Annotated in this window: 23 protein-coding genes; 15 read left to right on the forward strand and 8 right to left on the reverse strand. The window is 66.6% G+C overall.

The genetic code is table 11. From position 1 onward, the window contains the following. The first annotated feature begins 21 nt into the window (after nucleotides 1–21). The 7 genes from QM841_RS12180 (at nucleotide 22) to QM841_RS12210 (ending at nucleotide 7167) form a co-directional block, all read left to right on the forward strand. Nucleotides 22–2562, forward strand: a complete 2541-nt coding sequence (locus tag QM841_RS12180) for an ATP-binding cassette domain-containing protein (protein WP_502942583.1) — start codon at nucleotides 22–24, stop codon at nucleotides 2560–2562. Between the two features lie 3 nt (nucleotides 2563–2565). Continuing rightward, entirely contained in the window at nucleotides 2566–3591 is a 1026-nt protein-coding gene (locus tag QM841_RS12185) for an ABC transporter permease (RefSeq protein ID WP_283332183.1), read from the forward strand. Further along, nucleotides 3588–4439, forward strand: a complete 852-nt coding sequence (locus tag QM841_RS12190) for a mycofactocin-coupled SDR family oxidoreductase (protein ID WP_005565841.1) — start codon at nucleotides 3588–3590, stop codon at nucleotides 4437–4439. The genes QM841_RS12185 and QM841_RS12190 overlap by 4 nt, the downstream gene beginning before the upstream one ends. Nucleotides 4440–4485: 46 nt before the next feature. Further along, complete coding sequence (locus QM841_RS12195; RefSeq protein ID WP_005565844.1) at nucleotides 4486–4839, forward strand: EthD family reductase; 354 nt, start codon at nucleotides 4486–4488, stop codon at nucleotides 4837–4839. Between the two features lie 48 nt (nucleotides 4840–4887). After that, nucleotides 4888–5748, forward strand: coding sequence for an LLM class F420-dependent oxidoreductase (locus QM841_RS12200; RefSeq protein WP_061697303.1), 861 nt, complete (start codon nucleotides 4888–4890; stop codon nucleotides 5746–5748). Between the two features lie 44 nt (nucleotides 5749–5792). Continuing rightward, nucleotides 5793–6305 (forward strand): nuclear transport factor 2 family protein, encoded by a 513-nt coding sequence (locus tag QM841_RS12205; protein ID WP_169694588.1) that lies wholly within the window; start codon nucleotides 5793–5795, stop codon nucleotides 6303–6305. A gap of 79 nt (nucleotides 6306–6384) precedes the next feature. After that, nucleotides 6385–7167, forward strand: a complete 783-nt coding sequence (locus tag QM841_RS12210) for an SDR family NAD(P)-dependent oxidoreductase (protein ID WP_283332184.1) — start codon at nucleotides 6385–6387, stop codon at nucleotides 7165–7167. Nucleotides 7168–7436: 269 nt separating this feature from the next. Here the strand turns inward: QM841_RS12210 and QM841_RS12215 are convergent, their stop codons facing one another. From QM841_RS12215 to QM841_RS12235, 5 genes are all read right to left on the reverse strand, one after another. Further along, a complete protein-coding gene (locus QM841_RS12215) occupies nucleotides 7437–8720 on the reverse strand; it encodes an MFS transporter (RefSeq protein WP_283332185.1) in 1284 nt (427 codons plus the stop codon). A gap of 339 nt (nucleotides 8721–9059) precedes the next feature. Further along, a complete protein-coding gene (locus tag QM841_RS12220) occupies nucleotides 9060–10523 on the reverse strand; it encodes an aldehyde dehydrogenase family protein (protein ID WP_283332186.1) in 1464 nt (487 codons plus the stop codon). A 186-nt stretch (nucleotides 10524–10709) separates the two neighbouring features. Further along, nucleotides 10710–11813, reverse strand: coding sequence for an NADH:flavin oxidoreductase/NADH oxidase (locus QM841_RS12225; RefSeq protein ID WP_283332187.1), 1104 nt, complete (start codon nucleotides 11811–11813; stop codon nucleotides 10710–10712). 28 nt (nucleotides 11814–11841) lie between these two features. Beyond that, nucleotides 11842–12243, reverse strand: a complete 402-nt coding sequence (locus QM841_RS12230; protein WP_283332188.1) for a cupin domain-containing protein — start codon at nucleotides 12241–12243, stop codon at nucleotides 11842–11844. Nucleotides 12244–12284: 41 nt separating this feature from the next. Next, nucleotides 12285–13457 carry an acyl-CoA dehydrogenase family protein gene (locus QM841_RS12235; RefSeq protein ID WP_283332189.1) on the reverse strand — a complete coding sequence of 391 codons (1173 nt, stop codon included), beginning with the start codon at nucleotides 13455–13457 and terminating at the stop codon, nucleotides 12285–12287. 294 nt (nucleotides 13458–13751) lie between these two features. Here QM841_RS12235 and QM841_RS12240 point away from each other — a divergent pair, with 294 nt between their 5' ends. From QM841_RS12240 to QM841_RS12250, 3 genes are all read left to right on the forward strand, one after another. Further along, nucleotides 13752–14093, forward strand: coding sequence for a DUF485 domain-containing protein (locus tag QM841_RS12240; RefSeq protein ID WP_268789277.1), 342 nt, complete (start codon nucleotides 13752–13754; stop codon nucleotides 14091–14093). Further along, nucleotides 14086–15672, forward strand: coding sequence for a solute symporter family protein (locus tag QM841_RS12245; protein ID WP_283332190.1), 1587 nt, complete (start codon nucleotides 14086–14088; stop codon nucleotides 15670–15672). Before QM841_RS12240 ends, QM841_RS12245 begins: the two co-directional genes overlap by 8 nt. A 114-nt stretch (nucleotides 15673–15786) precedes the next feature. Continuing rightward, nucleotides 15787–16104, forward strand: coding sequence for an EthD family reductase (locus QM841_RS12250; RefSeq protein ID WP_271211802.1), 318 nt, complete (start codon nucleotides 15787–15789; stop codon nucleotides 16102–16104). A 15-nt stretch (nucleotides 16105–16119) separates the two neighbouring features. Here the strand turns inward: QM841_RS12250 and QM841_RS12255 are convergent, their stop codons facing one another. Further along, a complete protein-coding gene (locus tag QM841_RS12255; RefSeq protein ID WP_283332191.1) occupies nucleotides 16120–16983 on the reverse strand; it encodes an acyl-CoA thioesterase in 864 nt (287 codons plus the stop codon). Nucleotides 16984–17172: 189 nt separating this feature from the next. Here QM841_RS12255 and QM841_RS12260 point away from each other — a divergent pair, with 189 nt between their 5' ends. The 5 genes from QM841_RS12260 to QM841_RS12280 all read left to right on the forward strand — a co-directional run bounded on the left by QM841_RS12260 (nucleotide 17173) and on the right by QM841_RS12280 (nucleotide 22548). Continuing rightward, the gene (locus tag QM841_RS12260; protein WP_283332192.1) at nucleotides 17173–18963 is read left to right on the forward strand and encodes an acetyl/propionyl/methylcrotonyl-CoA carboxylase subunit alpha; all 1791 of its coding nucleotides are present in this window, start codon (nucleotides 17173–17175) and stop codon (nucleotides 18961–18963) included. Nucleotide 18964: 1 nt separating this feature from the next. Next, nucleotides 18965–19714, forward strand: coding sequence for an SDR family NAD(P)-dependent oxidoreductase (locus QM841_RS12265; protein WP_064080348.1), 750 nt, complete (start codon nucleotides 18965–18967; stop codon nucleotides 19712–19714). A gap of 53 nt (nucleotides 19715–19767) precedes the next feature. Further along, complete coding sequence (locus tag QM841_RS12270; protein ID WP_005563089.1) at nucleotides 19768–21333, forward strand: acyl-CoA carboxylase subunit beta; 1566 nt, start codon at nucleotides 19768–19770, stop codon at nucleotides 21331–21333. Further along, nucleotides 21330–22088 carry an SDR family NAD(P)-dependent oxidoreductase gene (locus QM841_RS12275; protein WP_283332193.1) on the forward strand — a complete coding sequence of 253 codons (759 nt, stop codon included), beginning with the start codon at nucleotides 21330–21332 and terminating at the stop codon, nucleotides 22086–22088. Before QM841_RS12270 ends, QM841_RS12275 begins: the two co-directional genes overlap by 4 nt. A 124-nt stretch (nucleotides 22089–22212) precedes the next feature. Next, nucleotides 22213–22548: a WhiB family transcriptional regulator gene (locus QM841_RS12280; RefSeq protein WP_283332194.1), complete on the forward strand. Its 336-nt coding sequence runs from the start codon at nucleotides 22213–22215 to the stop codon at nucleotides 22546–22548. A gap of 370 nt (nucleotides 22549–22918) precedes the next feature. On the opposite strand, the gene QM841_RS12285 is transcribed toward QM841_RS12280, so the two are convergent. Further along, nucleotides 22919–23761: a mycofactocin-coupled SDR family oxidoreductase gene (locus QM841_RS12285; RefSeq protein WP_283332195.1), complete on the reverse strand. Its 843-nt coding sequence runs from the start codon at nucleotides 23759–23761 to the stop codon at nucleotides 22919–22921. A 363-nt stretch (nucleotides 23762–24124) separates the two neighbouring features. Further along, nucleotides 24125–24736, reverse strand: a complete 612-nt coding sequence (locus tag QM841_RS12290; RefSeq protein WP_283332196.1) for a TetR/AcrR family transcriptional regulator — start codon at nucleotides 24734–24736, stop codon at nucleotides 24125–24127. Nucleotides 24737–24834 lie beyond the last annotated feature (98 nt).

Raw genomic sequence — 24834 nt, forward strand, 5'->3', positions numbered from 1 at the left:
CAAGACATTGTCGAGGATGTGATGTACGTGAGTGACGTACAGGTTCAGGAAAGTCCCGTTCACGAAGTGCCCGATCAGGACGTCGTTCTCCGGCTCGAAGCGGTGGACAAGAAGTACCCGGGCGTGCACGCAATCAAGAACGTCTCGCTGACGGTCCGGCGCGGCGAGGTTCATGCGCTGGTCGGCCAGAACGGCGCCGGCAAGTCCACGCTCGTCGGCATTGCGGCCGGTTCGATCACCGCCGATTCGGGGACGGTGGAGATCGGTGGCGTCGCCGCCGCCGACCCGTCCCCGGCGTGGTGCCGCGAACAGGGTTTGGCCATCGTCTACCAGGAACCAGCCCTCCTTCCGGACCTGACGGTCGCCGAGAACATGCGCCTGAGCATGCCCGAGGAACTACGCCCATCCGTCGGGGACCAGGTCAGCTGGGCAGAAGGCATCCTCGCGCGGTGGAGCAACGTGGCGTCGATCGATCCACGCACTCCGGTGCGCGAGTTGCAGCCGGACGCGCGGTTCGTCGTCGAAATCGCCAAGGCTCTGGCCGAGGAGCCGAAGGTCATCGTTCTCGACGAGCCCACCGAGCACCTCCTACCGCCTGCAGTCGCGGAGTTGTTCCGGCTGGTGTCGGAGCTGATCGCGGCCGGCGGTGCCGTCGTCTACATCTCGCACCGCCTCAACGAGGTCAAGCAGATCGCCCACACCGTATCGGTGCTGCGCGACGGCGCGCTGGTCGGCACGTTCACCGGCGCCGACGTCACCGAGCAGGACGTGGTCAACCTCGTCGTCGGCCGGGAACTCACGCGCGGTCACACGCGGGCCGACACCCGCTCGAGCCGGCTCGGTGACACCTTGCTACAGATCACCGACTTCTCCGGCGAGGGTTTCGACGACCTTCACCTGCAGGTACGCGCCGGCGAAATCGTCGGGTTCGCCGGTGTCGAGGGACAAGGCCAACGTGAGGTGCTCCGCGCGCTCGGCGGTCTGGTCAGCAACCACGGCACCGTCGAGATCGACGGCCGCCCGGCCAAGACGTCGAGCCCGACCACCGCACTGGCCGGTGGGATCGCCTATCTCCCCCACGACCGGCACAACGAGGGCATCCTGCCGGGACTGAGCCTTCGGGAAAACGCCTCGCTGGCCTCGCTGGGGCGGTTCACCCGCTTTGGTGCCCTCTCACGCCTGCGCGAGCGCAAGGCCACTTCCGAGACGTTCGCGTCGATGCGGGTCAAGGCTCCCTCCCCCGAGGTCGACATCACCACCCTCTCGGGCGGAAACCAGCAGAAGGTCGTGCTCAGCCGGGTGCTGATGACCGAGTCCACGGTGATTCTCGCCGATGAGCCCACCCAGGGTGTCGACATCGGTGCGCGGGAGGAGATCTACACCATCCTCCGAGAGGCGGCGGCGCGCGGGGCGGCGATCATCGTGCTCTCCTCGTCGGCGGCGGAACTCGAGCAGCTCTGTGACCGGGTCATCGTCTTCTCCCGGGGGAAGGCCGCGAAGGAGCTCGTCGGCGACGAACTGACCGAGCACGGCATCGCCCACGCCGCGCTCAGCGCAACAGGTAGTCGTAGCCGGGTCGGTACGGCGCTGCGGAAGGTCACGCTCGGCCGGAAGATCTCCCGCAGCGACCTGACGCCCGCCGCGATTCTCGCGCTCGCCACCGTGCTGCTGGCGATCGTCGCGATCCTCCAGAGCGAGTTCTACCTCACGTCACGCAACTTTGGTCTGATCCTGCCGCTGCTGGCCACCCTCGCGTTCTTCGCGATGGCACAGCAGGTGGTGATGATGATCGGGGGCATCGACCTGTCGGTGGGCCCACTGGCCGGTCTGCTCGTCGTTGTCGGCTCATTCGTGCTGTCGGCGTACAAGACACCCATCGGCATGATCATCGGCCTGGTCGTCCTCGCAATCGTCGCCGCGGTTGTCGGCCTGGTGAACTGGACACTGGCGGTCGTCGTCAAGATCAACCCGTTGATCGCAACACTGGTGACCTACACCGCGATCCAGGGCATCGCCTACCTCCTGCGTCCGCTGCCCGCGGGCAAGATCGATCCAGTCTTCACCTCGTACGCATCGACCAAGCTCGGATTCGTACCGATCATGCTGGTTGTGGCAATCGTCGTGGCGGTGCTTCTCGAAGTCGCCATGTACCGCACCATGTTCGGTGTCCGACTGCGAGCCACCGGATCCCAGCACGCCACGGCTGACCGCATCGGAGTCCGCACCAAGTGGATCACTCTGGCCGCCTACGTGAGCTGCTCGGTGCTGATCGTCCCGGCAGCCGTGCTGCTCATGGCGCAGGCCGGTACCGGCAACGCCAGTATCGGTGACAGCTACACCCTCGCCAGCATCGGTGCCGCGGTCCTCGGCGGCGCCTCCATCTTCGGCGGGCGCGGCTCGTTCATCGGAGCCTGCCTCGGCGCAGTGCTGGTGATCCAGATCAACACGGTCGTCCAGTTCATCGGGCTGCCGCTGTATTGGCAGCAGTGGCTTCTCGGCGGTCTGACCATCGCCGCGGCCGCCTTCTACTCGAAGTCCCGAACCCTCGCAGAGCGGAGCTGACCCGTGAGCGCAACACAAGAACAACAACTCCCCCAGAAGTCCGGGAACGAGTCCACCGGCGGTCGCCGTTGGACCCCGACCTGGAACGGCACCAGCTCGGTCATCGCGATCACTGTGGCACTGTTCCTGTTCAGCTGGCTGATCGCCCCCGGCAGCATCTCGGGCAGCGCTATCGACTCGCTACTGCCCTTCGCCGGAATCCTGGCGATCGCGGCGATCGGGCAGACCATCGTGGTCATGCTCAAGGGCATCGACCTGTCGCTGCCCGGCATGATGACCCTCGCCGCGCTGGTCAGCAGCCAGTACGCCCAGGATCACGGCAGTATCCTCGCCGCTCTGCTGGTCGTCGCCGCCATCGCCGTCGTCGTCGGACTGGTCAACGGCATCGTCGTCTCGGCATTCTCGGTGACCCCGCTGGTGGCCACTTTGGCAGTCAACGCCGTCCTGATGGGGGCCGCCCTCGCATACTCCGGAGGAACCCCGACCCGCGCACCGCAAAGTGTGTCCGACTTCGCTCTGGAAAAAACGGTCGGTGTTTCCAACACGGTGTGGCTTGCAGTGTTGCTGATGATCGTGACGGTATTCGCGACAGGGCGCACCGCCTGGGGGCGCCGGGTAGTCGCCGTCGGGTCCAACGAGCGGACCGCCCGCGCCGCGGGTGTGCGCACCGCCCGAATCAAGATCAGCGGATACGTCGCCGCGGCACTGTGTTACAGCGGCGCCGGTGTCCTGCTGGCCGGGTACGTGAGCACACCGAACACCAATGCCGGCACCAGCTACCTCCTGCCGGCCATCGCAGCTGTGGTCGTCGGCGGCACCGCGCTGACCGGTGGTCGCGGCAACATCATCGGCACGGCGGTCGGGGCCCTGTTTCTGAGCCAGCTGACCCAGCTCGTGCTCTCCCTCGGAGCGCCCTCTTCCACACAGTTCCTCGTCCAGGCAGTGGTCATCGCCGTCGCGGTGGGAGCACAGCAACTGGACCTGCGTCACGTCATCCAACGTCTGACTCCCCGAAAGGAATCTGCATGACGAACATCGGTCAGCGACTGCACGAGAAGGTGGCCTTCGTGACCGGCGCCGCCCGCGGCCAAGGTCGATCGCACGCTCTCACCCTCGCGGACGAAGGCGCGGATCTCATCCTGCTCGACTCGGTACGCCCGATCGACCAGGTGAGCTACGCAATGCCTGACCACGCGGACCTGAAAGAGACCGCACGCCTGGTGGAGGAGCGGGGCCGCAGGGTGGTGATGATCGAAGCCGACGTCCGTGACGAGTCGATCATCGCCGCGGTCGCCGAGGCCGCCGCCGAACTCGGTCGACTCGACATCGTCGTCGCCAACGCGGGCGTGCTCGGAGCAGCCAAGCCCTCCTGGGAGCTGACCCGTGCCGAATGGGACACCCTGATCGACATCAACCTCACAGGCGTCTGGCAGACGATGAAGGCGGCGCTGCCGCACATCATCGCCGGCGGCCGAGGCGGGTCGATCATCGCGATCAGTTCCATCGCGGGCATTCGCGGTGTGCCGCACGTGGCGCACTACAGCGCCGCCAAGCACGCGCTGGTCGGACTGGTCGGCTCGGTCGCGAACGAGGTTGCTCCGCACAGCATCCGGGTGAATACCGTGCATCCGACCAATGTCCGCACGGACATGATCGACAATCCGACGGCGGCGAAGATCTTCCGGCCCGACCTCGAGAACCCGACCCTCGACGACGGGATCGACGTTCTCGGGCGGATCAACCTGCTGCCGGTGCCGTGGGTGGACTCTGCCGACATCTCCGAGGCCGTCCTGTGGCTGGCCAGCGACGAGTCGCGTTATGTGACCGGCACCGCGCTGCCCGTCGATGCCGGAATGCTCGCGAAGTACCCCGGCTGACAACCCCTACTCCCCTTCAACCGACCCCAACAGAGAAGGAAAATCAATGACAGTCAATGGTGGACCGGTCCGCACGATCGCACTGATCGGACGCAAGCCGGGTATGTCGTTCGCCCAGTTCGACGAGTACTGGCGTGAGAAGCACGCCCCGCTCGCCGCGCAGGTGCCCGGTGTGATCCGCTACGTGCAGCGGCACGTCGTTCCGCAGGAAGGTGCCACCGAACCCGACAACGGATTCGGCATCGACGGTCTCGCCGTCCTCGATTACGAGAGCGCCGAGGCGATGGAGGCCGGTTGGGCGTCCGAGGCCGGCCAGGCAGCCCTCGCGGACGTCGAGAACTTCATCGGCAAGCACTACGTAGTGGTCCTCGAGGACCACGTCGTGGTCGACGACGCCTGAACCCCTCGGCGTCACCTCAAAGAAATACAATGAGTTAAGGATCCCGTCATGGATGTGGGCGTAGTTTATTTCTTCACCGATCAGGGTCCGGACCCCGTGGAGTTCGGGCAGGCCGCGGAAGGGTACGGATTCGAGTCCCTGTTCGTGCCCGAGCACACGCATTTTCCGGTATCCCGGAAAACCGACTACCCGATCCCCTACGGGGGACCCGAACTACCCGAGTTCTACCTACGCACCTACGACCAGATCGTCACGATGTCGATGATCGCTGCACATACGCAGACGATCATGCTCGGCACCGGTATCTGCCTTCTGGCCCAACATGATCCGATCGCGAAGGCCAAGCAGATCGCCACCCTCGACCACCTATCCGGCGGACGCGTCATCTGCGGTGTCGGAATGGGGTGGAACGTCGAGGAAGCGGAAGCGCACGGCGTCGTGTGGAAGCAGCGCTACTCCACCGTGCGGGACAAACTCAAAGTCATGCAGGCACTGTGGACCGAGGAGGTGGCGAGCTTCGACGGCCCCCGTGCGTCGCTCGCCCCTTCGTGGGCCTGGCCGAAGCCCGCGCAGCCGAACGGCCCGCGCACCTACCTCGGCGGCGCCGGTCCCACCACGATGCGGCATGCCGCCGAGTGGGCCGACGCTTGGTACGTCGTGCCCTCCGCGGAAGATCCGAGTCTGTCGAAGACGGTGCCCGAGTTCCGCAGAGTCGTCGAGGAGTCCGGCCGCGACCCCGAGTCGGTCGGCATCGCGGTGGCCTCGGCGCCACCGGATCCCGCACTGCTCGAGAGCTATCGAGAATTGGGGATCGAACGGGCGGTGCTGTGGGTCGACCCGGCAGACAACCCGGGCGAGGGCATGCGCAACCTCGAGACTGTCTCCAAGGTTCTCGCACAGATCTCCTGACAAAAATTTCCCAGAAATCAACCCTCACAGGAGGACCCGTTATCATGAACGCTACTACCGCGGATGTGAGCGTCACCGAGCTCGCCGAGCGACTGACACGACTCGAGGACGTCCGCGCAATCGAACAGCTCAAGTATCGCTACGCCGGCTTCTGCGACAACGGCTACGACCCGCAAGGCATCGCCAGTCTCTTCGTCGAAGACGGCCGGTGGGTCGTGGACGGCGAGGGTGGGTCCATGACCGGCCACGAGGAGATCAAGGCGCACTTCCGGGCGTTGTCGGACAAGATCACCTGGGCTCTGCACTACATGATCGCCCCACGTGTGGAACTCGCCGACGACGGCCAGAGCGCAGTTGGATATTTCTACCTGCTGTGCCTGTGCACCATCGAGAACAGTCGGGACGCCACCGAGAAGGACCCGGTCATCCTGACCATCAACTACACCGATCAGTTCGTCAAGCGCGACGGCACCTGGTACTTCCAGGAACTGCGCGGACGCACACACCAGGTGTCCAACTGGGATCAGGGTTGGGTCAAGCAGCCGTTCCGCGACTGAGCCACATACCCCATCGCGGGTGGGCAGGGTAGCAAGAGCTCAATTCTGTTCCGCCATTTCATATTCAGGGGAGGAAGTAATGATCGAAACGGCTAGCGCTACGGGAACTCGACTTGCCGATCGGACGGCGGTGATCACCGGCGGCGCGTCGGGTATCGGCCGCGCGAGCGCTCTACGGTTCGCCTCCGAGGGCGCCGAGGTCGTCGTGTGGGACCTCGATCCGGTCGGGATCGATGCCGTGGTCACCGAGATCCGCCAGGCGGGCGGACGGGCTCACGGGGTGGCGGTCGACATCTCCGACGCGTCGGCGGTGGCAGCGGCGGCCACCGAGACTGCAGCTGTGGCGGGTGAGGTGACGGTGCTGATGAACAACGCAGGTGTTCTCGACGATTATGCCCCGATCCTCGACACCGACGAGGCGCTGTGGGACCGCATCGTCGGCGTCAACCTCAAGGGCATGTTCCTGGTGACCCGCGCGGTGTTGCCGTCGATGATCGCCGCCGGCGGCGGGTCGATCGTCAACACCGCCTCGGTCGCCGCGTTCATCGCCGGTGGGGGCGGTACTGCGTACACCAGTTCCAAGCACGGTGTCGTCGGGTTCACCCGGCAGATGTCCTTCGACTACGCGCACCAGAATGTGCGGGTGAACGCGATCGCGCCCGGTGCGGTGGAAACCGGGATGTCCAAGGATATCTTGTACAACGAGGATCTGCCGGTCGTCGAGGCGCTGCGTAGTGCACCGGCTGGCCGGCACGCGCAGCCCGAGGAGTTGGCGAACGTCGCGCTGTTCCTGATCAGCGACGAGGCGAGCTTCGTGCACGGCGCGGTCTACGTCGCGGACGGCGGCTGGACCATCCGCTGAGATGTGCCCTCGTAGTCGAACGGCTCGGACCGGTTCCCGGTCCGAGCCGTTCGACGTCCGTCCACTCGGCGTCACGGTTGTGACGCGCGGCGGACGATGCAGTACTGCGCGGGGTGTGCACAGCTGAAGCTCTCCGGATCCGGGCTCGCGCGCCGATAGTGTGTGAACCGCCCGGAACCGGAGAGCGTGTGGAGGCCGACCCGCGAGGGCGCAGAGGCTGGGATAGCGGGCCAAGTGGGTCGGCGATCAGGGGGTGGAAGGAGTGGGGCTCACAATCGTGAGCGGCGGGCGCACTCCACGCTCAGCAGGCCGAGGACTCCGATGGTGACCATGGCGTAGGTGGCGCTGCCGGTGGCGTCGATGATCAATCCGAGCATCGGCGCGGCGAGGACTGCTCCGACGTTGCTGACGGTGACGATGAGTCCGCTCGTCTGGTAGTTCGCCTGCGGCTGAGACAGTTCCGCCGCCCACGCCCAGTAGGTGCCACCGTACAACGAGGCTGCCAGGAACATCATGCACAGGTAGATCCCGAGAGTGCTCGCGGGAATCCCGGGCAGGGCGACCACCATGATGCCGGCCAGACCGGCACCGATCATGTTCGTCTGGAATCGCTCGCCGCGGAAGAGCCGGTCCGACATCAGCCCGCCGATGGGAGCCGCGACGAGTTTGAACATGAAGGTGACGCCGATGATCGCCGAGGCTTCGAGCAGCGTCATGCCGCGGTCTTGTTCGAGGAACAAGGGCAGGGCGTAGGAAAGCCCGTAAAGGGTGATCGCAGTGCCTGCACCGTACAGCGAGGACCACCACACTCGGGAGCTGCGCAGCGCCTCGGCGAGTGATCCCGGTTTGGGGAGCGCGTCGAAACGGGTCGAGTGCGGGCGCCGGAGTCCGACGGGTTCGGCAACGAGGGCGTCCATCGAGGGCACACCGGGGTGGGACTTGTGGAAGTCCTTGACGGTGAGCACGAACAACGCACCGCAGGCGATGCTCGGGACCACGGTCAGCCACATCGAGGCGACCTCCCACGACATGCCGCTGTCGGTCAGCAGCGGTCCGGCGAACGAGGTGATCGAGAAGCCGACGCCGAGGAAGCCCATCAGGAGGCCGGTCGCGAAACCGCGCCGGTTCTTGGGAAACCACAAGGATGCATGGGTGGCCAGCGAGGCATTCATCACGCCGCCGCAGCAGCCCAGGAGCAGACGCAGCACGAGCATGCCGGTGTAGGACTCACCGACGACCGGGATCAACAGCCCCGAAACGACATTGCAGAGCAGGCCGATGACGACGATCTTCTTCACCCCGATACGGGCGGCCCACTTGCCGGCGAAGACCGGAACCACGCAGAACGTGAGCATCGATGCGGTGGTGAGCAAGGACAGCTGGGTGGCGTTGATCCCCCAGTCGTCCTGGATGACCGTGCCGAACACGGCCACGGTGTTCAGACCGATGAAGCAACACATGAAGCACAGCAGGCTGACCAGCAGGACCCACCAGCTGTAGAGGGGCGCGCGCGTGGATGTCACACGCGCGCCGGTGAGCGTCGAGGTTGTCATGACGTGCTCCTGTGTCTGGGGCGCCGCCCGCAAGGCAGGAGGCGCAGTCGGGACGAGCGCGACGGACCGGAGTACACACGGCGCGTGGTGAATTCGACCGTGAATCGCACCCGGAACGGAAGGTGCGGTAGCTCGGAACGGAACCGCATCAGCAAAACGAACGTACGTATGTTAGTGCGGCATCACCTGTCGTGTCAACGGTCACAACGAGGATTCAGGACCGGACGCGCCCAACGCGATCGAGTGGTGAGATGACCCACCGGGATTCGCCCACGGAACGCGCAAAACGCCCGGCTGGTGCACCAGCCGGGCGTTTACGGGAGGGTCGACGAACAGTGGTCAGGCGAGCGAGACGGTAACCGCCTTGCTCTGCAGGTAACCGTCGAGGGCTTCGCCGCCCATCTCCTTACCCCAGCCGGACTGCTTGAAGCCGCCGAACGGCAGCGCGGCGTCGAAGACGTTGTAGCAGTTGACCCATACCGCGCCGGCGTTGACCGCCTCGGCGAAGCGGTGGGCGCGACCGACGTTGCTCGTCCACACACCGGCCGCCAGACCGTAGGTGGTGTCGTTCGCGCGGCGCAACACCTCGGCTTCGTCGTCGAACGGCATCAGCGAAACAACCGGACCGAAGATCTCCTCCCGGGCGATGGTCATGTCGTCGTCGACCCCGCCGAGCACGGTCGGCTCGAGGTAGTAACCGGGCTCGCGGGTCTGGGCACCACCGGCGATGATCTCCGCTCCGTCACTGAGCGCGCCCTCGACGAAGGTCTTGACCTTGGAGCGGTGCTGGTCGGAGATCATCGGGCCGACCAGGACGCCGCGCTCGGCGCTGGGGCCGATCTTGATCTCCGGCACCTTGGCGGCGATACGGGCCTGGACCTCGTCGTAGACGTTGCGCTGCACATACAGCCGCGACCCGGCCGTGCAGGCCTCACCCTGGGCATAGAGGACGGCACCGAGCACTCCGTCGACGGCGATGTCGAGATCGGCGTCGTCGTAGATGACATTGGGGGATTTGCCGCCGAGTTCGAGGGTCAGCTTGCTCAGGTTCGATGCCGCCGCGACGACGATCCTCTTGCCGGTCTCGACCGAGCCGGTGAACGCGACCTTGTCGACCTGCGGGTGACCGGCCAACGGAGCACCGGCGTCCGCACCTGTTCCGGTGATCACGTTGACCACTCCGTCGGGCACACCGGCTTCGACGGCCAACTCCGCCAGGCGCAGCGGGGCCAGGGAGGCGAGTTCGGCGGGTTTGAGCACCACGGTGCATCCGGCGGCGAGTGCCGGGGCCAGCTTCCAGACCGCGGCGAGCGCGGCGCCGTTCCAGGGGATGATCTGGGCGACCACGCCGACCGGCTGCCGCCGGGTGTAGGAGAAGAAGTCTCCGGGGTTCTGCCGCGACAGCGGGATGGTGCGTCCCTCGAGCTTGGTGGTCCACCCGGCCATGTAGCGCAGCAGGTCGGCCATGTTCGGCAGGTCGATGTCGCGGATGAACGCGTAGGGCTTTCCGCAGTCCTGGGTGTCGATGAGGGCGATCTCGTCCGCGTTGGCGTCGATGAGGTCCGCGAAGCGGTGCAGGATCCGGGCGCGGGACTCGGCCGGCATCCGCCGCCACGGGCCGTCGTCGAATGCGCGGCGGGCAGCCTGCACCGCCAGTTCGACATCGCGCGGGCCGCCTGCGGCGATCTCGGCGAGCTTTTCTCCGGTCGACGGGTTGAAGACGTCGACAGTGCCGCCTTCGACCGGATCCACCCACTTACCGTCGATCAGCAGTTGATGACGGCTGGGGCTGGTCTCGGACATCTTTTCTCCTTCAGGTAGAGCTGCTCGGCGAACACACGAACGCTGGCGGCGATGATGCGGCCGTGGGTGCCGCCCGGCGCGCGCGGAGGTCCTCGGGACCCGGCGCGCTTACCACATACGAACGATTGTTTTCTACGGTACCGGGTGGGCACCCATCCATGTCAACGATCGGCGCCCACCGGGAGATCAGGGGATGTTGCCGCGGTAGCGGGCCGACCGGTACGGGGTCGGCCAGTCGAGCGTGTCCTCGACGCCGAGTTCCTTTGCCGCCTTGAGCGGCCACATCGGCTCGCGCAGCAGGTTCCGTCCGACGAAAACAGCGTCCGCGGCTCCGTCGACGAGGACTTGCTCGGCCTGAGAGGAGTCGGTGATCAGCCCGACGGCCGCGACCGGCAGGGATGTGTCGTTGCGAATCCGGCGAGCGAACGGCACCTGGTATCCCGGTCCCACGGTGATCTTCTGGTCCGGGGTCAGGCCACCGCTGGAGACGTCGACGAGGTCGATCCCGGAACCCTCGAGCGAGCGGATCAGTGCGACGCTGTCCTCGACGTCCCAGCCGTCCTCGGCCCAGTCGGTGGCGGAGATCCGCAGCAACAGCGGCAACTCCTCCGGCCAGACCGCGCGAACCGCGGCAATGATCTCCCGCAGCAGCCGGGCGCGGCGGTCGGGGTCTCCGCCGTAGTCGTCGGTGCGCTGGTTGGTGATTGGCGACAGGAACTGGTGGAGCAGGTATCCGTGTGCGGCGTGGATCTCGACGACCCGGAATCCTGCGGCCAGCGCACGGGCGGCGGCATCGGCGAAGTCGGCGACCACCTTCGCGATGTCGGCGACGGTCATCTCGCGCGGCACGGCCTGGTCTCCCCAGGCCGTCGCCGACGGACCGACCGTCTCCCAGCCGCCCTCGCTGATCGGGACGGTGCCGTCGCCCTCCCAGGGAACCTGCGCGGAGGCCTTGCGGCCGGCGTGCGCGAGTTGGATACCGGGGATCGATCCGTGCTCCGTGACGAACCGGTTGATGCGGGCGAACGCCTCGAGCTGCGTGTCGTTCCACAGCCCGGTGCACTTGGGGCTGATCCGCCCTTCCGGGCTGACCCCGGTCGCCTCGGTGAGCACCAGGCCGGCCTTCCCCTTGGCGAACGAGCCGAGGTGCACCAGATGCCAGTCGTCGGGTACGCCGTCGTCGGCGGAGAATTGACACATCGGCGCCACCCAGAGGCGGTTTCGGAAGGTCACACCGCGCAGGGTCAGCGGTGAGAACAGCCGCGTGCGATGAATAGTGGGTTGAGACAACACGAACTCCTAGGTCGGGGTGGTGCGGCTATTCCAGCGTCGAGCCGGCGTTCGGGCCCTCGAGGAACTTGTTGGGGGTCAGGAAGAAACACAGCACCAGTGCCCCGTTCGGCGCAGAGGCGCGGTGCTGGTTGCCCTGCGGTCGCCACGAGAAGTTCCCGACGGTGGTCTCGCCTTCCTCGTCGACGATGCTGCCTTCGAGCACCCAGGTCTGCTCGATCCGGACGTGCTCGTGCAGCGGTAGAACCGATCCGGGCTGCCAGCGGAACAGGGCGGTGAGCAGACCGCTCTCCTCATCCTTGAGCAGCACCTTGATATCGATGCCGTCGTACCCGGAAGGGCGCCAGGGCAGGGCGTCGACGTCGACGTAGCGCGAGGCCAGCGGCGGAAGTGCGTTGAGTTCGTCGGCAAAGGGGGTGATCGCGGGCATGATGGTGTTTCTTTCTGTGTTGTGGTGTACGGGTACGCGAGTCAGAACGACCGCGGCAATCCCAGGTACTTCTCACCGATGTGGTTGCGGAGCATCTCGTTGGTCAAGGGGGCGAAGGTGTAGAGGCGGGCGTCGCGGAACAACCGCTCCATCGGGTACTCCTTGCTGAACCCGGATCCGCCCATCAGACGCATGCCGGCGTCGGTGACGGCGACCGCCGCATCGGAGGCGGCGACCTTGGCCATGGCGCTGAGGATGTCGGCGCGCTTGCCGGTGGCGGTGGCCTCGGCGGCCTGGAGCATCAGGGCACGGGCCGACTCGATCGCGATGGCGCCGTCGACGAGGCGGTGCTGGCCGGCCTGGAAGCTGCCGACCGGGCGCCCGAACACCTGACGCTGGCGGCCGTAGTCGACGGCCGCTTCCAACGCGCCGCGGGCGATGCCGAGTGCGGCGGCGGCGGCGTTGAGTCGTTCCCCGTTGAGGGTGCCCAGCACCTGCCGGAACCCCTGGTCGACGTGCCCGAGGACGGCGGCGGCGTCGACTTCGACGTTGTCGAAGGTGACCTCGCAGGTGTCCAGGCTGTGGATGGCGAAGGTGTCGAGTTCGCGCACGGTGACGCCGGGGGTGTCGGTGGGGACCACGAACATGGTGATGCCGTCGATCGGGGAGGACTCGGGCGTCGAGGTGCGGGCCAGGACGATGAGGTTCTTCGCGTGCTGCGGGCCGGAGATCCAGGTCTTGGCGCCGTTGAGTACCCACCGGCCGCCATCGGACTTCTTCGCCCGGGTGCGCATGACGCGAGCGACGTCGGTGCCGCCGTCGGGTTCGGTCAGTGCGAAGGCGACCCGATCGCTGCCGTCGAGGAGCGGGGCCAGGACGGCACTGCGCTGCTGGTCGCTGCCGTACTCGGTGAGCAGTCCGACGCCCATGTACTGCACGACCAGGCACACCGCCATCGAGGTCGGGCCGGCGGCGAGCTCTTCGAGGACGATGATCTGATGTCGGGGGTCGGCGCCGGTCGTGCCGTCGGCCTGGGCGTCGAGTCCGATCAGCCCGGCTTCGCCGAGCGCCCGGTACAGCTCGAGGTCGAACGCGTTGGCGTCGTCGAGTTCCCGGACCCGCTGCGGGGGTGCATACCGTTCGATGATCTCACGCACCATCTCGCGCAGATCCGCTTGCTCCGTAGTGTCCGGCAGGGTGCCGCTTCCGATCATGAGACTCCTCCGACTCGGGGTGACCGCGCCCTTCGGGGTACAAAGGTGCGGCCGTCGCGCTGTGACCTGGTCACCCACCCCACGATACAAACGAACGCACGTTTTTCCAAGGGTCAGGCGACCACTCCTTCCACCTAGACAAACAAACACCCGTTCGTATATCGTGTGTGATGCCCATTACAGAGGGCGCGCAGGCCGCGCGGTCCCACAACGCAACCGGCCCCGCCCTCACTCGTCGTGAACTCGCGTTTCACCCGCGAAAGACGGCACCGACCAGCACGAGAAAGGGTGACCATGCCTCCCACCGAGACCGCTGTCGACTGGAGCCGGCTCTGGTCGGATCCGTCGATGCTCCGCCTGCGACGTGACCGCCGAAGTTTCTTCACCGTTGCCTGGAGCGTTTTCGCGGTGGCGTTCTGCGCGCTCGTCGGCTTCGCCGCATTCGCCCCGGAGATCATCGCGAAACGTCCCGTCCCGGGTCTGAGCGTCGGGCTGATCCTGTCCCTGGCCTACGTCGCGACGGTGATGAGCCTCGGTGCCTGGTACGTGCGCCGCGCACGCCACTGGGACATCCTGGCCGCGGCCGTGCTGAGCGTGCCCGCCACCCGAGAGCGAGAGGTCGCGGGCAATGTCTGACGGATTCAACACCACGGCCGTCGTCGTCACGATCCTGCTGCTGGCGACCACCTTCGTGGCGACCTACTTCGCCTCGCGCCGCACGAAGACGTCGGCGGAGTTCTGGACGGCCGGGGGCGGTATGACCGGACGCAAGAACGGCACCGCCATCGCCGGCGACTTCCTGTCCTCGGCCTCCCTGCTGGGTTACGCCGGGTTGGCCTACCTCTACGGCATGGACGGCATAGTCTACGCGATCTTCGCCTGCGGGATCTTCCTGATGGTGATGTTCCTGATCGCCGAAAAGCTGCGTAATCTAGGGCGTTTCACGTTCGCCGACGCGCTCGCCACCCGGCTCCGGTCCGGTCCGGTCCGCATCGTCTCGGCGATCTCGACGCTCTTCATCTGTGTCTTCTACCTCCTCGCCCAGATGGTTGCCGGCGGTGTGCTGATGGAGGCACTCGCCGGGATCGACTTCTCCTGGGGCGTGGTGATTGCCGCGGTCCTGATGCTGACCTATGTGCTCTTCGGCGGCATGCTCGCCACGACGTGGCTGCAGATCATCAAGGCCGTGGCCCTGATGAGCGTCGTCGCGCTGCTGGTGATCCTGGTTCTCATCCGGATCGATCCCAACCCGCTCAACATCATCGAGCAGGCGGTCTCGCAGAGTAAATTCGGCGATCACTACCTGGCCACCGGCAACTCCTTCCAGGGGCCCTGGAACATCATGTCCATGGCAGTGGCCGTGACGTTGTCCGCGGTGGGCCTGCCCCATGTGCTGATGCGGTTCTTCACCGTCCCCGACGCCATCGAGGCCCGCAAGTCCGCGATCTGGGCGATCAGCCTGATCGGCGGATTCAACGTCCTCATCGCGTTCCTCGGCATCTCGGCACGCGCCGCCCTCGGCGCCGGCGGGGAGGAAATCGCCGGCAAGGGCGGCAATCTCGCCCTGCCCGCCTTGACCGTCTGGCTCGGCGGCGGGGACGGCTTCGCGTCCGACCTGCTGCTGGCGCTGGTGGTCGCGGTCTCGATCGCCACGCTGCTGGCGGTATCGGCCGGCCTGGTGCTCAGCGCGTCGAGCACGATCGCCCACGACCTGTGGGCCAAGACGTTCCATCGTCCCGAAACCGAGGAAATGACGGTCGGCCGGATCGCGGCGGTGGCATTGGTGATCGTCACCGTCGGTGTCACCCTGGCCATCGGCGGCACCCAGAACGTGACCTTCCTGGCCACGCTGGCGACCTCCACCGCGGCCAGCGCGAACTTCCCCGTCCTGATCATGACGTTGCTCTGGCGGCGGATGCGTACCCTCGGAGCCGTAGTCGGGGCACTGTCGGGTCTGCTGACGGCGCTGGCGCTAATCCTGACCGGTCCGCTGGTGTGGCCGAGTCTGGCTCCGCTGCTGTCGGATTCACTGTCGACCACAGCACCCTTCCCGCTCGCATTCCCGATCCTGCTGTCGGTACCCGCCGGATTCCTCGGGTGCATCGTGGGCAGCTACCTCAGTCGCGAGCCCGCAAATGACGCCGCCTTCGACGAACTTCAAGTGCGAGCCCTGACCGGGGCAGGTCTGGACAAGACGAAGACCCTCGCGCACTGATCCCCTCACGGCGGCGTTCGACCGGAAGCTGTCATCTCCGGCCGAACGCCGCCGTGCATTCCCGATTGGTCGCCGAACTTCTACCGTCGCCGACCCCGACTGAAGGAGAAATGTATGTCCGTCAAGATCGTTGCGCTGATCACGTCGAAGTCCGAGCTCTCTCGCGACGAGTTCCTCCGATACTGGAACGTCGAGCACCCCCAGTACGTATGGAAGCTCCCGGAACTCGAGCGCTACGTGCAGAATCCGGCGATCGAGCATCGCACGGAATGGGCGTACGACGGGATGGCGGAGCTATGGTTTCCGTCCGTCGCCGCGGTGGCCCAGGCGTTCGCCTCGCCGGAGGCGGACGCCGTCCGCGAGCACGAGGAAGAATTCATCGGGGACATCACCTGGTTTCTCGCCTCCGAGTCGGAGATCGTGCAGGCCTGAACGGCGCCGTCGAGATCAGGGTTCGCGCAGGACGCCCTCCTGAGAGGCCGACGCGATGCGCGCACCCGCCTCGGTGGTGAAGTCGCAGGTGCACAGGCATCGGCCACCGGTGGCGATCGGGCTGACCTGCCGACACAGCATCCAGTCGTTCATCGAGAACCGGCGGTGAAACCACATCGCGTGGTCGATGCTGGCACCGGCGATCACCCGGTTGCCGTACCAGGAGCGCCCGTGCGGCATCAGTGCCGGGTCGAGCAGGGTCAGGTCGCTGACATATGCCAACAGGGCAGTGTGCAGCAGCGGCTCGTCCGGGACCTTGGTGGCCGCGCGCACCCAGAATTGCTGCTCGGGATTCCGGGTGCCGGCCGCGGCCAGCGCCTCGGGATGTTCGAGAAAGCGGAAATCGAAGGGGTGGGGCCTCGACCACCACTCCGGCAGCATCGCACTCTCGCCCTCGAGTTGCTCGTGCAGCGGCAACAGTTCGTCCGGTGCAGTCTCGGTCAGAGGCGGGGACCATTCGTGCTCAGGGCCGTCCTGCTCGGTGGCGAACGAGAGCTGCAGTGTCGCCAGCACATCATCGCCCTGGGTGGCGGTGACGGCGCGCGCGCTGTAGGAGCGGCCGTCTCGCAGGATCGTCACCTGGTAACTGACGGGTGCATCGGGATTTCCCCCGCGCAGAAACAAGGTGTGCAGCGAGTGCGGATACCGGTCGTCGGGCACCGTCGCACCGGCCGCCATCACGGCCTGGGCGAGCACCTGTCCCCCGAAGAGCCGGGGAAGTTTGCGCGCCGCGGTCGGTCCGCAGAACCGGCTGCCCCCGGCAGGGGTCACCCGCAAGGCGTCGACCAGCAGTTCGAGTTGTTCAGCAGAGGCGATCACCGTCCGCGCCCTCCTTGTCATCCGCTCCAGCCTCGGGGCGAGGCGGGGAGCCATCGTTGACCGTTACCACATCTGACGGTACCGTAAGCGAACGTACGATTGTTTGTCTAAGCGACATGGTCTTACGAAGGCGACCCCACACCGGGGCGTCCATCGAACAGGTATTTCGAAACCCCAAGGAGTCCGGGCATGTTGTCCAAGGTCCTCGTCGCCAACCGCGGCGAAATCGCGGTCCGCATCATTCGCACGTGTGCAGAGGCCGGTGTAGCCAGCGTCGCCGTGTACTCGGAGGCGGACGAGAAGGCACTGCATGTGCGGCTGGCCGACGAGGCGGTCCTGCTCGGCGCGGCCTCCGCGTCGGAGTCGTACCTGGCGATCGACAAGATCATCGAGGCCGCCAAGAGCACCGGTGCGCAGGCCGTGCACCCCGGCTACGGCTTCCTGGCCGAGAACGCGGCGTTCGCCAAGGCCGTGGAAGACGCGGGATTGATCTTCATCGGGCCGCCCTCCTCGGCGATCGAGGTGATGGGTTCGAAGATCGCCGCCCGCGATCTCGCCGCGAAGGCCGACGTCCCGCAGGTCCCCGGCTCGCAGGGCACCATCGCCTCCGTGGCGGACGTGATCGCGTTCGGTGACGAGCACGGCTACCCGGTGGCGATCAAGGCCACCTACGGCGGTGGCGGCCGCGGCATGCGCATGGTCGCCTCGGCCTCGGACGCCGAATCCGCGTTCGCCTCGGCCAAGCAGGAATCCGCCGCCGCGTTCGGTCGTGACGACGTCTACCTCGAGCGGTACCTGTCCAGCGCTCGCCACGTCGAGGTCCAGGTCTTCGCCGACACCCACGGCAATGCGGTATGGATCGGCGACCGCGACTGCTCGGTGCAGCGCCGGCACCAGAAGCTGATCGAGGAAGCACCCGCCCCCGGCCTGTCGGACGAGCTGCGCCGCGCCATGGGCGAGGCGTCGGTCCGCCTGGCCAAGCAGGTCGGCTACGTCGGCGCCGGCACCGTCGAGTTCCTCGTCGAGGCCGACCGGGAGGCCTTCTACTTCCTGGAGATGAACACCCGCATCCAGGTCGAGCACCCGGTCACCGAGATGACCCTGGGCCTGGATCTGGTCACCGAGCAACTCGCCGTCGCCGCCGGCGAGCCGCTGTCGATCACCGAGTCCGGCGCCGACCCGCGAGGGCACGCGATCGAGGTCCGCGTCAACGCCGAGGACACCCGCGGCGCCCTGTTCATGCCCAGCCCCGGCCCGATCGCCACCGTGCAGGCACCGACGCGCGCCGGCGTCCGCTGGGACGGGGGCTACGAATCCGGCGACGAGGTCCAGCCGTACTACGACAGCCTGGTCGGCAAGCTCATCGTGTGGGCGCCGACCCGGGACCGCGCCCTGGACCGGCTGACCCTCGCCCTCGACGAGCTGATCATCGACGGCGTGCCCACCACCGTCCCGGCCGCACGACAGATCATTGCGCACAAGGACTTCCGCAACGTCGCCATGCACACCAACTGGCTCGAGCGCGACATCGACTTCGCCTCGCTGCTGCCGCCGGTCGAGGACCTGTCCGACACCGATGCCGAGGACACCGAGGAGATGCTGCCCCGCAACGAGGCGTGGGTCGGTGACCGCCGCTACGTCATCCCGTTCTTCACCCCCGCCGGCCCGGCCGCTGCCGCGCCCGTCGCCGAGCCGCAGGCGCGCCGCGCCGCGACCGGCGGACCACGGAAGAAGCGGGGCGGCGGCGCCGCGGCGAGCGGTGAGGCCAAGAGCCCGATGCAGGGCACGGTCGCGCAGATCGACGTCGAGGTCGGCGCCCAGGTCGAGGCGGGGCAGGTGCTGATGGTGCTGGAGGCGATGAAGATGCAAAACCCGATCCGCGCCGCCGTTAACGGTGTCGTCGAGTCCTTGCACGTCGAGGTCGGGCAGGTCGTGGCGGCCGGAGCATCCCTGGCCACCGTCGCGGCGGCAGGTGAGTGAGATGACCACACCCGCAGGGCCGCCGGTCGCGGTCGTCACCGGCGCCGGAGGCGGACTCGGAGCCGTCACCGCCACGGTGCTCGGCGAACTCGGCCTGGCGGTGGCCTGCGTCGACATCGACGAAGTCGCGGCCAAGCGCACCGCCACCGAACTGGGCAACAACGGGGTCACCAGCGCCGCGTACGGCGTGGACATCACCTCCGAATCGGCGGCCGGCTCGTTGGTCGACGCGGTGCACGTCGACCTCGGCCAGGTATCCCATCTGGTCAACATCGCCGGCATCCTGCGCCGCACCCATCTCGCCGACACCACCGCCGACTCCTGGCGGCAGGTCATGGACGTCAACGTCACCGCCCCGTTCCTGCTCACCCAGGCCTTCGCGGACGATCTGAAGGCCGCCGAGTACGGGCGAGTAATCAACTGCGCGTCCTTCGCCGGCACCCGCGGCTACGAGTACCCCGCCTACGCCGCCTCCAAGGCCGCACTGATCAACCTGACCAGCTCCCTGATGTTCGACTTCTGGGGCACCGCGGTCACCGTGAACGCCGTCGCCCCCGGCGCGATGGTCACCCCGATGCTCGACCGCCCCGCGGCAGAGCGGATGGCGGCCAAGACACCGACCGGACGCATTCTCGACCCCGACGACGTCGCCGCGGTCATCGGTTTCCTCGCGGGCCGCACCTCACGCGGGGTCAACGGCACCACCACCGTCATCGACGGCGGCGCCTCCCTGCTGTTCAGCTACAAGTAGCGCCCCCACCGACGATTCGTAATCCACTACCTCCGAAACAGTTTGGAAAGATCATGACTGACATTCTCGACGAGAAGACCACAGCGGCCCCGGTCGGCCCGCACGAAGAGCTCGAGACGCGGCTGGCCAAGGCCCGGCTCGGTGGCTCGGAGAAGCAACGCCAGAAGCAGATCGATGCCGGCAAGATGCTCGTGCGCGACCGGTTGGAACTCCTGTTCGACAACAGCTGGTCCTTCGAGGACGGCCTGCTCGCCCGCTACGACGAAGGCCTGCCCGGCGACGCCGTCGTCACCGCGGTCGGCAAGGTCGACGGCCGCGATGTCGTCGTCATCGCCAACGACTACACCGTCAAGGCCGGCACCTGGGGCAAGCGCACCTTCGAGAAGATCGTCCGCGCCCAGGAACTCGCCGACTCCACCGGCACCCCGATCGTGTACCTGTTCGACTCCGCGGGCGCCCGCATCGACGAACAGTTCGAAAGCTTCGTCGGCCGCCGTGCCTGGGGCAACATCTTCTACAACCAGGTCCAGATCTCCGGCCGCGTCCCCCAGGTCTGCGCCCTCTTCGGGCCCTCCCCCGCCGGCTCGGCCTACGTGCCCGCGCTGTGCGATCTGACGATCATGGTCCGCGGTCACGCCACCGCCTACCTCGGCTCCCCCCGCCTGGCTCAGATGGTGACCGGTGAGGACGTCACCCTCGAAGAGATGGGTGGGGCGGAGATGCACTCGACCGTCTCCGGTCTCTCCGACGTCCTCGTCGAGGACGACGCCGAAGCGATTGCCGCCGTGCGGGTATGGCTGTCGTTCCTGCCGTCGAACTGGCAGCAGGAGCCCCCGATCACCGCACCGGCGGACCCGTCCGGCGCCCGGACCATCAAGGAGATCGTCCCCGAGGTCGAATCCGAGATCTTCGACATCCACGAGCTGATCGACTCCCTCGTCGACGACGCCAGCTTCTTCCCGTACAAGGATTTGTTCGCCCCGGAACTGGTCACCGGATTCGCGCGCCTGAACGGCCAAAGCGTCGGCATCGTCGCCAACCAGCCCACCGTGAAGGGCGGGGTGATCTTCCCCGACTCCTCAGACAAGGCCGCCCGGTTCATCTGGATCTGCAACGCCTACAACATCCCGATCCTGTTCCTGGTCGACATCGCCGGCTACATGATCGGCTCCGAGGTCGAACGACAGGGCATCATCCGGCACGGCGCGAAGATGATCTTCGCCGTCTCCGAGGCCCGCGTGCCCCGCATCACGGTGCTGCTGCGCAAGGCATACGGCGGCGGGTACCTCGCAATGTCCGGTGCCCCGATGCAGCCGGACGCCCTGATCGCGCTGCCGACGGCCAAGCCCGCCCTGATGGGCCCGGATGCCGCCGTGAACGGCATCCACTACAACCGCATCCAGGCCATCGAGGATCCGGAGGAGCGGGCCGCGTTCATCGCCGAGAAGCAGGCCGAGTACGCCGCCGGGATCGACGTGTTCAAGATCGCCAACGAGAACGCCGTCGAAGCGGTCGTGCCCGCGAACGAGCTGCGCAACGAGCTCACCCAGCGTCTGGCGCTCTACCGGAAGCGGGACCGCACCGCGCCCGCCCGCCGAAATGGCGTCACCCCGGTATGAGCGCGCCGGTGCTCGCGCCGCGGCGGGAACGTCTCACCGGTGTCGTCACCGGTGCGGGCACCGGGATCGGTCGGGCCTGCCTCGAAGTGCTGGTCGACCACGGCGCCCGCGTCGACGCGTGGGATCGCAGCGACGAGGCGCTGGCAGATCTTGCCGGGCGTGAGGAGGTCGCTCCCCGTACCGTCGATGTCACTGATGCGGCGGTGGTCGGATCCGCAGCGTCGGCGGCGTTGAAGCACTGGGGCCGCATTGACTTCGTGATCAACTGCGCAGGCGCGTTTTTGGTCGGTCCGCTGGCCGACGTCAGTGCCGCGTCGGTGCGTGCACTGTTCGAGGTGAACGTACTCGGGACGACGGTGGTCACGCAGGCGTTGCTCCCGGCGCTCAAGAGCAGCCGGGGGTCCATCGTGAACGTGGCCAGCTCGGTCGCCCTCAAGCCCACCGCCAGCAATGCGCACTACGCGGCGTCGAAGGCGGCGGTCGCGCACCTGACCCGGTGCTGGGCCCTCGAGTTGGGGCCTGAGGGGGTTCGGGTCAATTCCGTCGCTCCCGGACCGACGCCGACCGCGATCTACCGGACCGCCGGGATGAGCGCGGAGCAAGAGTCGACGCTACTCCGCGAGCGGGCTGAGGCGATTCCACTGCGCCGGGTCGGCGATCCCGTCGACACCGCCCGGTGGATCGCACGGTTCGCGCTCGAGGACGACTGGACGACCGGTGTCGTTCTTCCGGTGGATGGTGGTATGGCGCTCTGACGCCGCGCATCCTCGCCATTCGCTTTCGGCACCCGGATCCCGGGCCCTCACGACGAGGGCCCGGGATCCGGTGCCTCCCGTCGGATCAAGTCAACCCTCGACTCCGAAAGCGACCTATCCCGCAGTGCCTGATCATTCGGACCACCACATCGACCGGGACTGGCAGCACCGCGCCTCATGTCGCGGCACCGACACCGAGAGGTTCTTCTCCCCCGACGGTGAACGCGGCAGCGTCCGCGCCCAGCGTGAGCACGCCGCCAAACAGATCTGCCAGGACTGCCCCGTGCTCGCCGAATGTCGCACCCACGCCCTCGCCGCCACCGAGGCTTACGGCATCTGGGGTGGCATGTCCGAAAACGAGCGCGCCCGCCAGACCAGACGTACCCGCCTCGCGTCCCGGCCCGGGGAGTTCGTCGCGCCACCGGACCCTCGAACCGCGCCGGACCCGAGCACGTCATGAGGTAGAACAGTCACGGCCACCCACCTACGACGCACCGAGAGTCATCGAATCCGGCGAGTACGCAGGAACGTTGCTCGAACAGGTGGCGGCCAGCAGGGAAGAAGCGCAGTCACCCCTCGTACACGTCGAGGACATGCGTGATTCCGAACAGTCCGGCAAATCACCTGCACCAGTCGCATTCTGTTCCACTGCGCACTTTGTCAACGTCAGGCCCGGCCGTGGCGCGCGTATGAGCCGCCCTCACTGAGGCGAGAAGACACGCAGCGCAAAGCCCACTGCCCCTTCACCCGAAACGTTTCCGTCGCGGGTGAAGGGGCAGTGGGGATGGTCCCGCGGCCAGACTTGGATCGGCCACGGAATCCGACGGCTTCTAGCCGCCGACCTTCTGACTTGCGCCGGCGTCGATGGGCAGGTTGATTCCGGTGATGTACCGCGACTCGTCCGAGGCCAGGAAGAGCACAGCGTTGGTGATGTCGATGGGTTCGACCCACGGGATGTTCGGGAGCGAGTGCATCGTGGCGAACGCGTCGCGGGAGTCCTCGAGCGTCGGGTGCGCGAGGTCCGGACGGAAGAGTCCGTAGAAGGTTTCGTTCTGCAAGAGCTTGGTGTTGACGTTCGTCGGATGGACCACATTGACACGGATCCCCTTGGGGCCCAGCTCATTCGCGAGGGTGTGCATCAGTCCGACGATGCCGTGCTTGGCGGTGACGTAGTGGCCGACGTTCGGGTAACCGTTCAAGCTCGACGTCGATCCGGTAAAGATGACCGAGCCACCTTCGCCCCGCTCGACCATGTTTGGCACCGCGGCCTTGACGGTGTGGAAGACACCGGTCAGGTTGGTGTCGATCATGTCGTTCCACTGCTCTTCGGTCAGGTCCAGGACCTTGTTGGCCGAGATGATGCCTGCGTTGGCGCAGACGATGTCGATACGGCCGAACTCGGCGAGGCCGTCAGCGACCGCAGCCTCCATCTGCTTCAGGTTGCGCACGTCGGCCTGCGCGATGACGACGCGGCGGCCCAGCTCCTCGACCAGTCGCGCCGTTTCCTTCAGGTCGTCGAGCGACGCCATCGGGTACGGCACACTGCCGATCTGGTCGGCGATATCGATGGCGATGATGTCAGCGCCCTCTTTGGCCAGCCCCAGTGCGTGTGAACGGCCCTGGCCGCGTGCGGCCCCGGTAATCAGGGCGACCTTGCCCTCCAAGCGGCTCATTGAGTTTCCAATCTCTCGATGTACGACCCTGCCGATGTCGGCGGAGAAAGCAACAAACGTACGTGCGTTTGTTTAATTAGAGTGTGATGTGAGCGACAGCAAATGTCAACCATGCGTGCCGGGTGAAGACGAGGGCCCGCTGCATGCACCATTGCGGCAGACGAGCACCACAAAAAGATCAACAGAGTCCGGGAAGCATTCTCCGCGAAAACATTACCGAGACAACGGGACGAACAGCGCAGCGCTCCCACGTGCGTACGCGGCCGTAGCCATCGATCGGGGGACGCCCGTTTGTCACCAAAGTTGTCAGCCCGCGCCCAGGGCTGAAGCGCCGGGCGCGGGCTGAATGGAAATACGGTCGGATCAGCCGGCGTTCTCGACGCCGAGCTGGCGCAGCGCCATCTTGATATAGGTGTTGACGACCTTGTCGAGCGACTTGGGTCCGCCGGGTTTGTACCAGGACGACACGTGCGCACCCTGAGCCAGTATCGAGTACGTCTGCAATTTGGCATCGAGGATGTCCGCGCCGGTTTCCTTGGCCACATCCTTGATGAGTTTCTGCAGCAGGCGCTCGTACTCGGCACGCTTGGCGAGGACCAACTCCAAGTCTCCGTCGCTCAGCGCCCGGAGCTCGGTATTGCCGATGAACGTCTCCCGCGCATGCTCCGCGTGATAGCGGATGTGGCAGTCGACCGCCGCCTTGAACCGGTCCAGCGCACTCCCATCGACGCTGACGAGCGCTTTGTTCACGGCTTCGAGGAGTTCGTCCATGACCGACACCATGATGTCGGTCAGCAATTCTTCTTTGCCGCTGATGTGGTTGTAGAGGCTGCCGACCTGGATGCCGACCTCGCTCGCAACGGTGCGCAGCGACGTGGCCTCGTAGCCGTGCTCGTAGAACAGGCTGGCCGCGGCCTCCCGTATAGCGACGTTGGTGCGCGCGCCGCCGCGTGTCACCCGAGTTGCTCGCGTCACTGTGCCCCCTCCGAGGTAAATTGGACGGTCCCCGAAGGGGCCGGCAAGCGGTCTCAGGAACAATCGTACGTTAGTCGATCGCTATTCTCGCTGATTGT

The organism is Rhodococcus sp. IEGM 1307 (assembly GCF_030056915.1).
GTDB lineage: Bacteria > Actinomycetota > Actinomycetes > Mycobacteriales > Mycobacteriaceae > Rhodococcus_F > Rhodococcus_F opacus_D.

Bases quoted from the DNA above. Each gene is read 5' to 3' on its own strand.
- QM841_RS12190 (WP_005565841.1), top strand. From the start codon at position 3,588: ATGACGAACATCGGTCAGCGACTGCACGAGAAGGTGGCCTTCGTGACC.
- QM841_RS12235 (WP_283332189.1), bottom strand. From the start codon at position 13,457: ATGATCGGAAGCGGCACCCTGCCGGACACTACGGAGCAAGCGGATCTG.
- QM841_RS12245 (WP_283332190.1), top strand. From the start codon at position 14,086: ATGTCTGACGGATTCAACACCACGGCCGTCGTCGTCACGATCCTGCTG.
- QM841_RS12250 (WP_271211802.1), top strand. From the start codon at position 15,787: ATGTCCGTCAAGATCGTTGCGCTGATCACGTCGAAGTCCGAGCTCTCT.
- QM841_RS12240 (WP_268789277.1), top strand. From the start codon at position 13,752: ATGCCTCCCACCGAGACCGCTGTCGACTGGAGCCGGCTCTGGTCGGAT.
- QM841_RS12270 (WP_005563089.1), top strand. From the start codon at position 19,768: ATGACTGACATTCTCGACGAGAAGACCACAGCGGCCCCGGTCGGCCCG.
- QM841_RS12200 (WP_061697303.1), top strand. From the start codon at position 4,888: ATGGATGTGGGCGTAGTTTATTTCTTCACCGATCAGGGTCCGGACCCC.
- QM841_RS12215 (WP_283332185.1), bottom strand. From the start codon at position 8,720: ATGACAACCTCGACGCTCACCGGCGCGCGTGTGACATCCACGCGCGCG.
- QM841_RS12285 (WP_283332195.1), bottom strand. From the start codon at position 23,761: ATGAGCCGCTTGGAGGGCAAGGTCGCCCTGATTACCGGGGCCGCACGC.
- QM841_RS12275 (WP_283332193.1), top strand. From the start codon at position 21,330: ATGAGCGCGCCGGTGCTCGCGCCGCGGCGGGAACGTCTCACCGGTGTC.
- QM841_RS12205 (WP_169694588.1), top strand. From the start codon at position 5,793: ATGAACGCTACTACCGCGGATGTGAGCGTCACCGAGCTCGCCGAGCGA.
- QM841_RS12230 (WP_283332188.1), bottom strand. From the start codon at position 12,243: ATGCCCGCGATCACCCCCTTTGCCGACGAACTCAACGCACTTCCGCCG.
- QM841_RS12180 (WP_502942583.1), top strand. From the start codon at position 22: ATGTACGTGAGTGACGTACAGGTTCAGGAAAGTCCCGTTCACGAAGTG.
- QM841_RS12265 (WP_064080348.1), top strand. From the start codon at position 18,965: ATGACCACACCCGCAGGGCCGCCGGTCGCGGTCGTCACCGGCGCCGGA.
- QM841_RS12195 (WP_005565844.1), top strand. From the start codon at position 4,486: ATGACAGTCAATGGTGGACCGGTCCGCACGATCGCACTGATCGGACGC.
- QM841_RS12220 (WP_283332186.1), bottom strand. From the start codon at position 10,523: ATGTCCGAGACCAGCCCCAGCCGTCATCAACTGCTGATCGACGGTAAG.
- QM841_RS12210 (WP_283332184.1), top strand. From the start codon at position 6,385: ATGATCGAAACGGCTAGCGCTACGGGAACTCGACTTGCCGATCGGACG.
- QM841_RS12260 (WP_283332192.1), top strand. From the start codon at position 17,173: ATGTTGTCCAAGGTCCTCGTCGCCAACCGCGGCGAAATCGCGGTCCGC.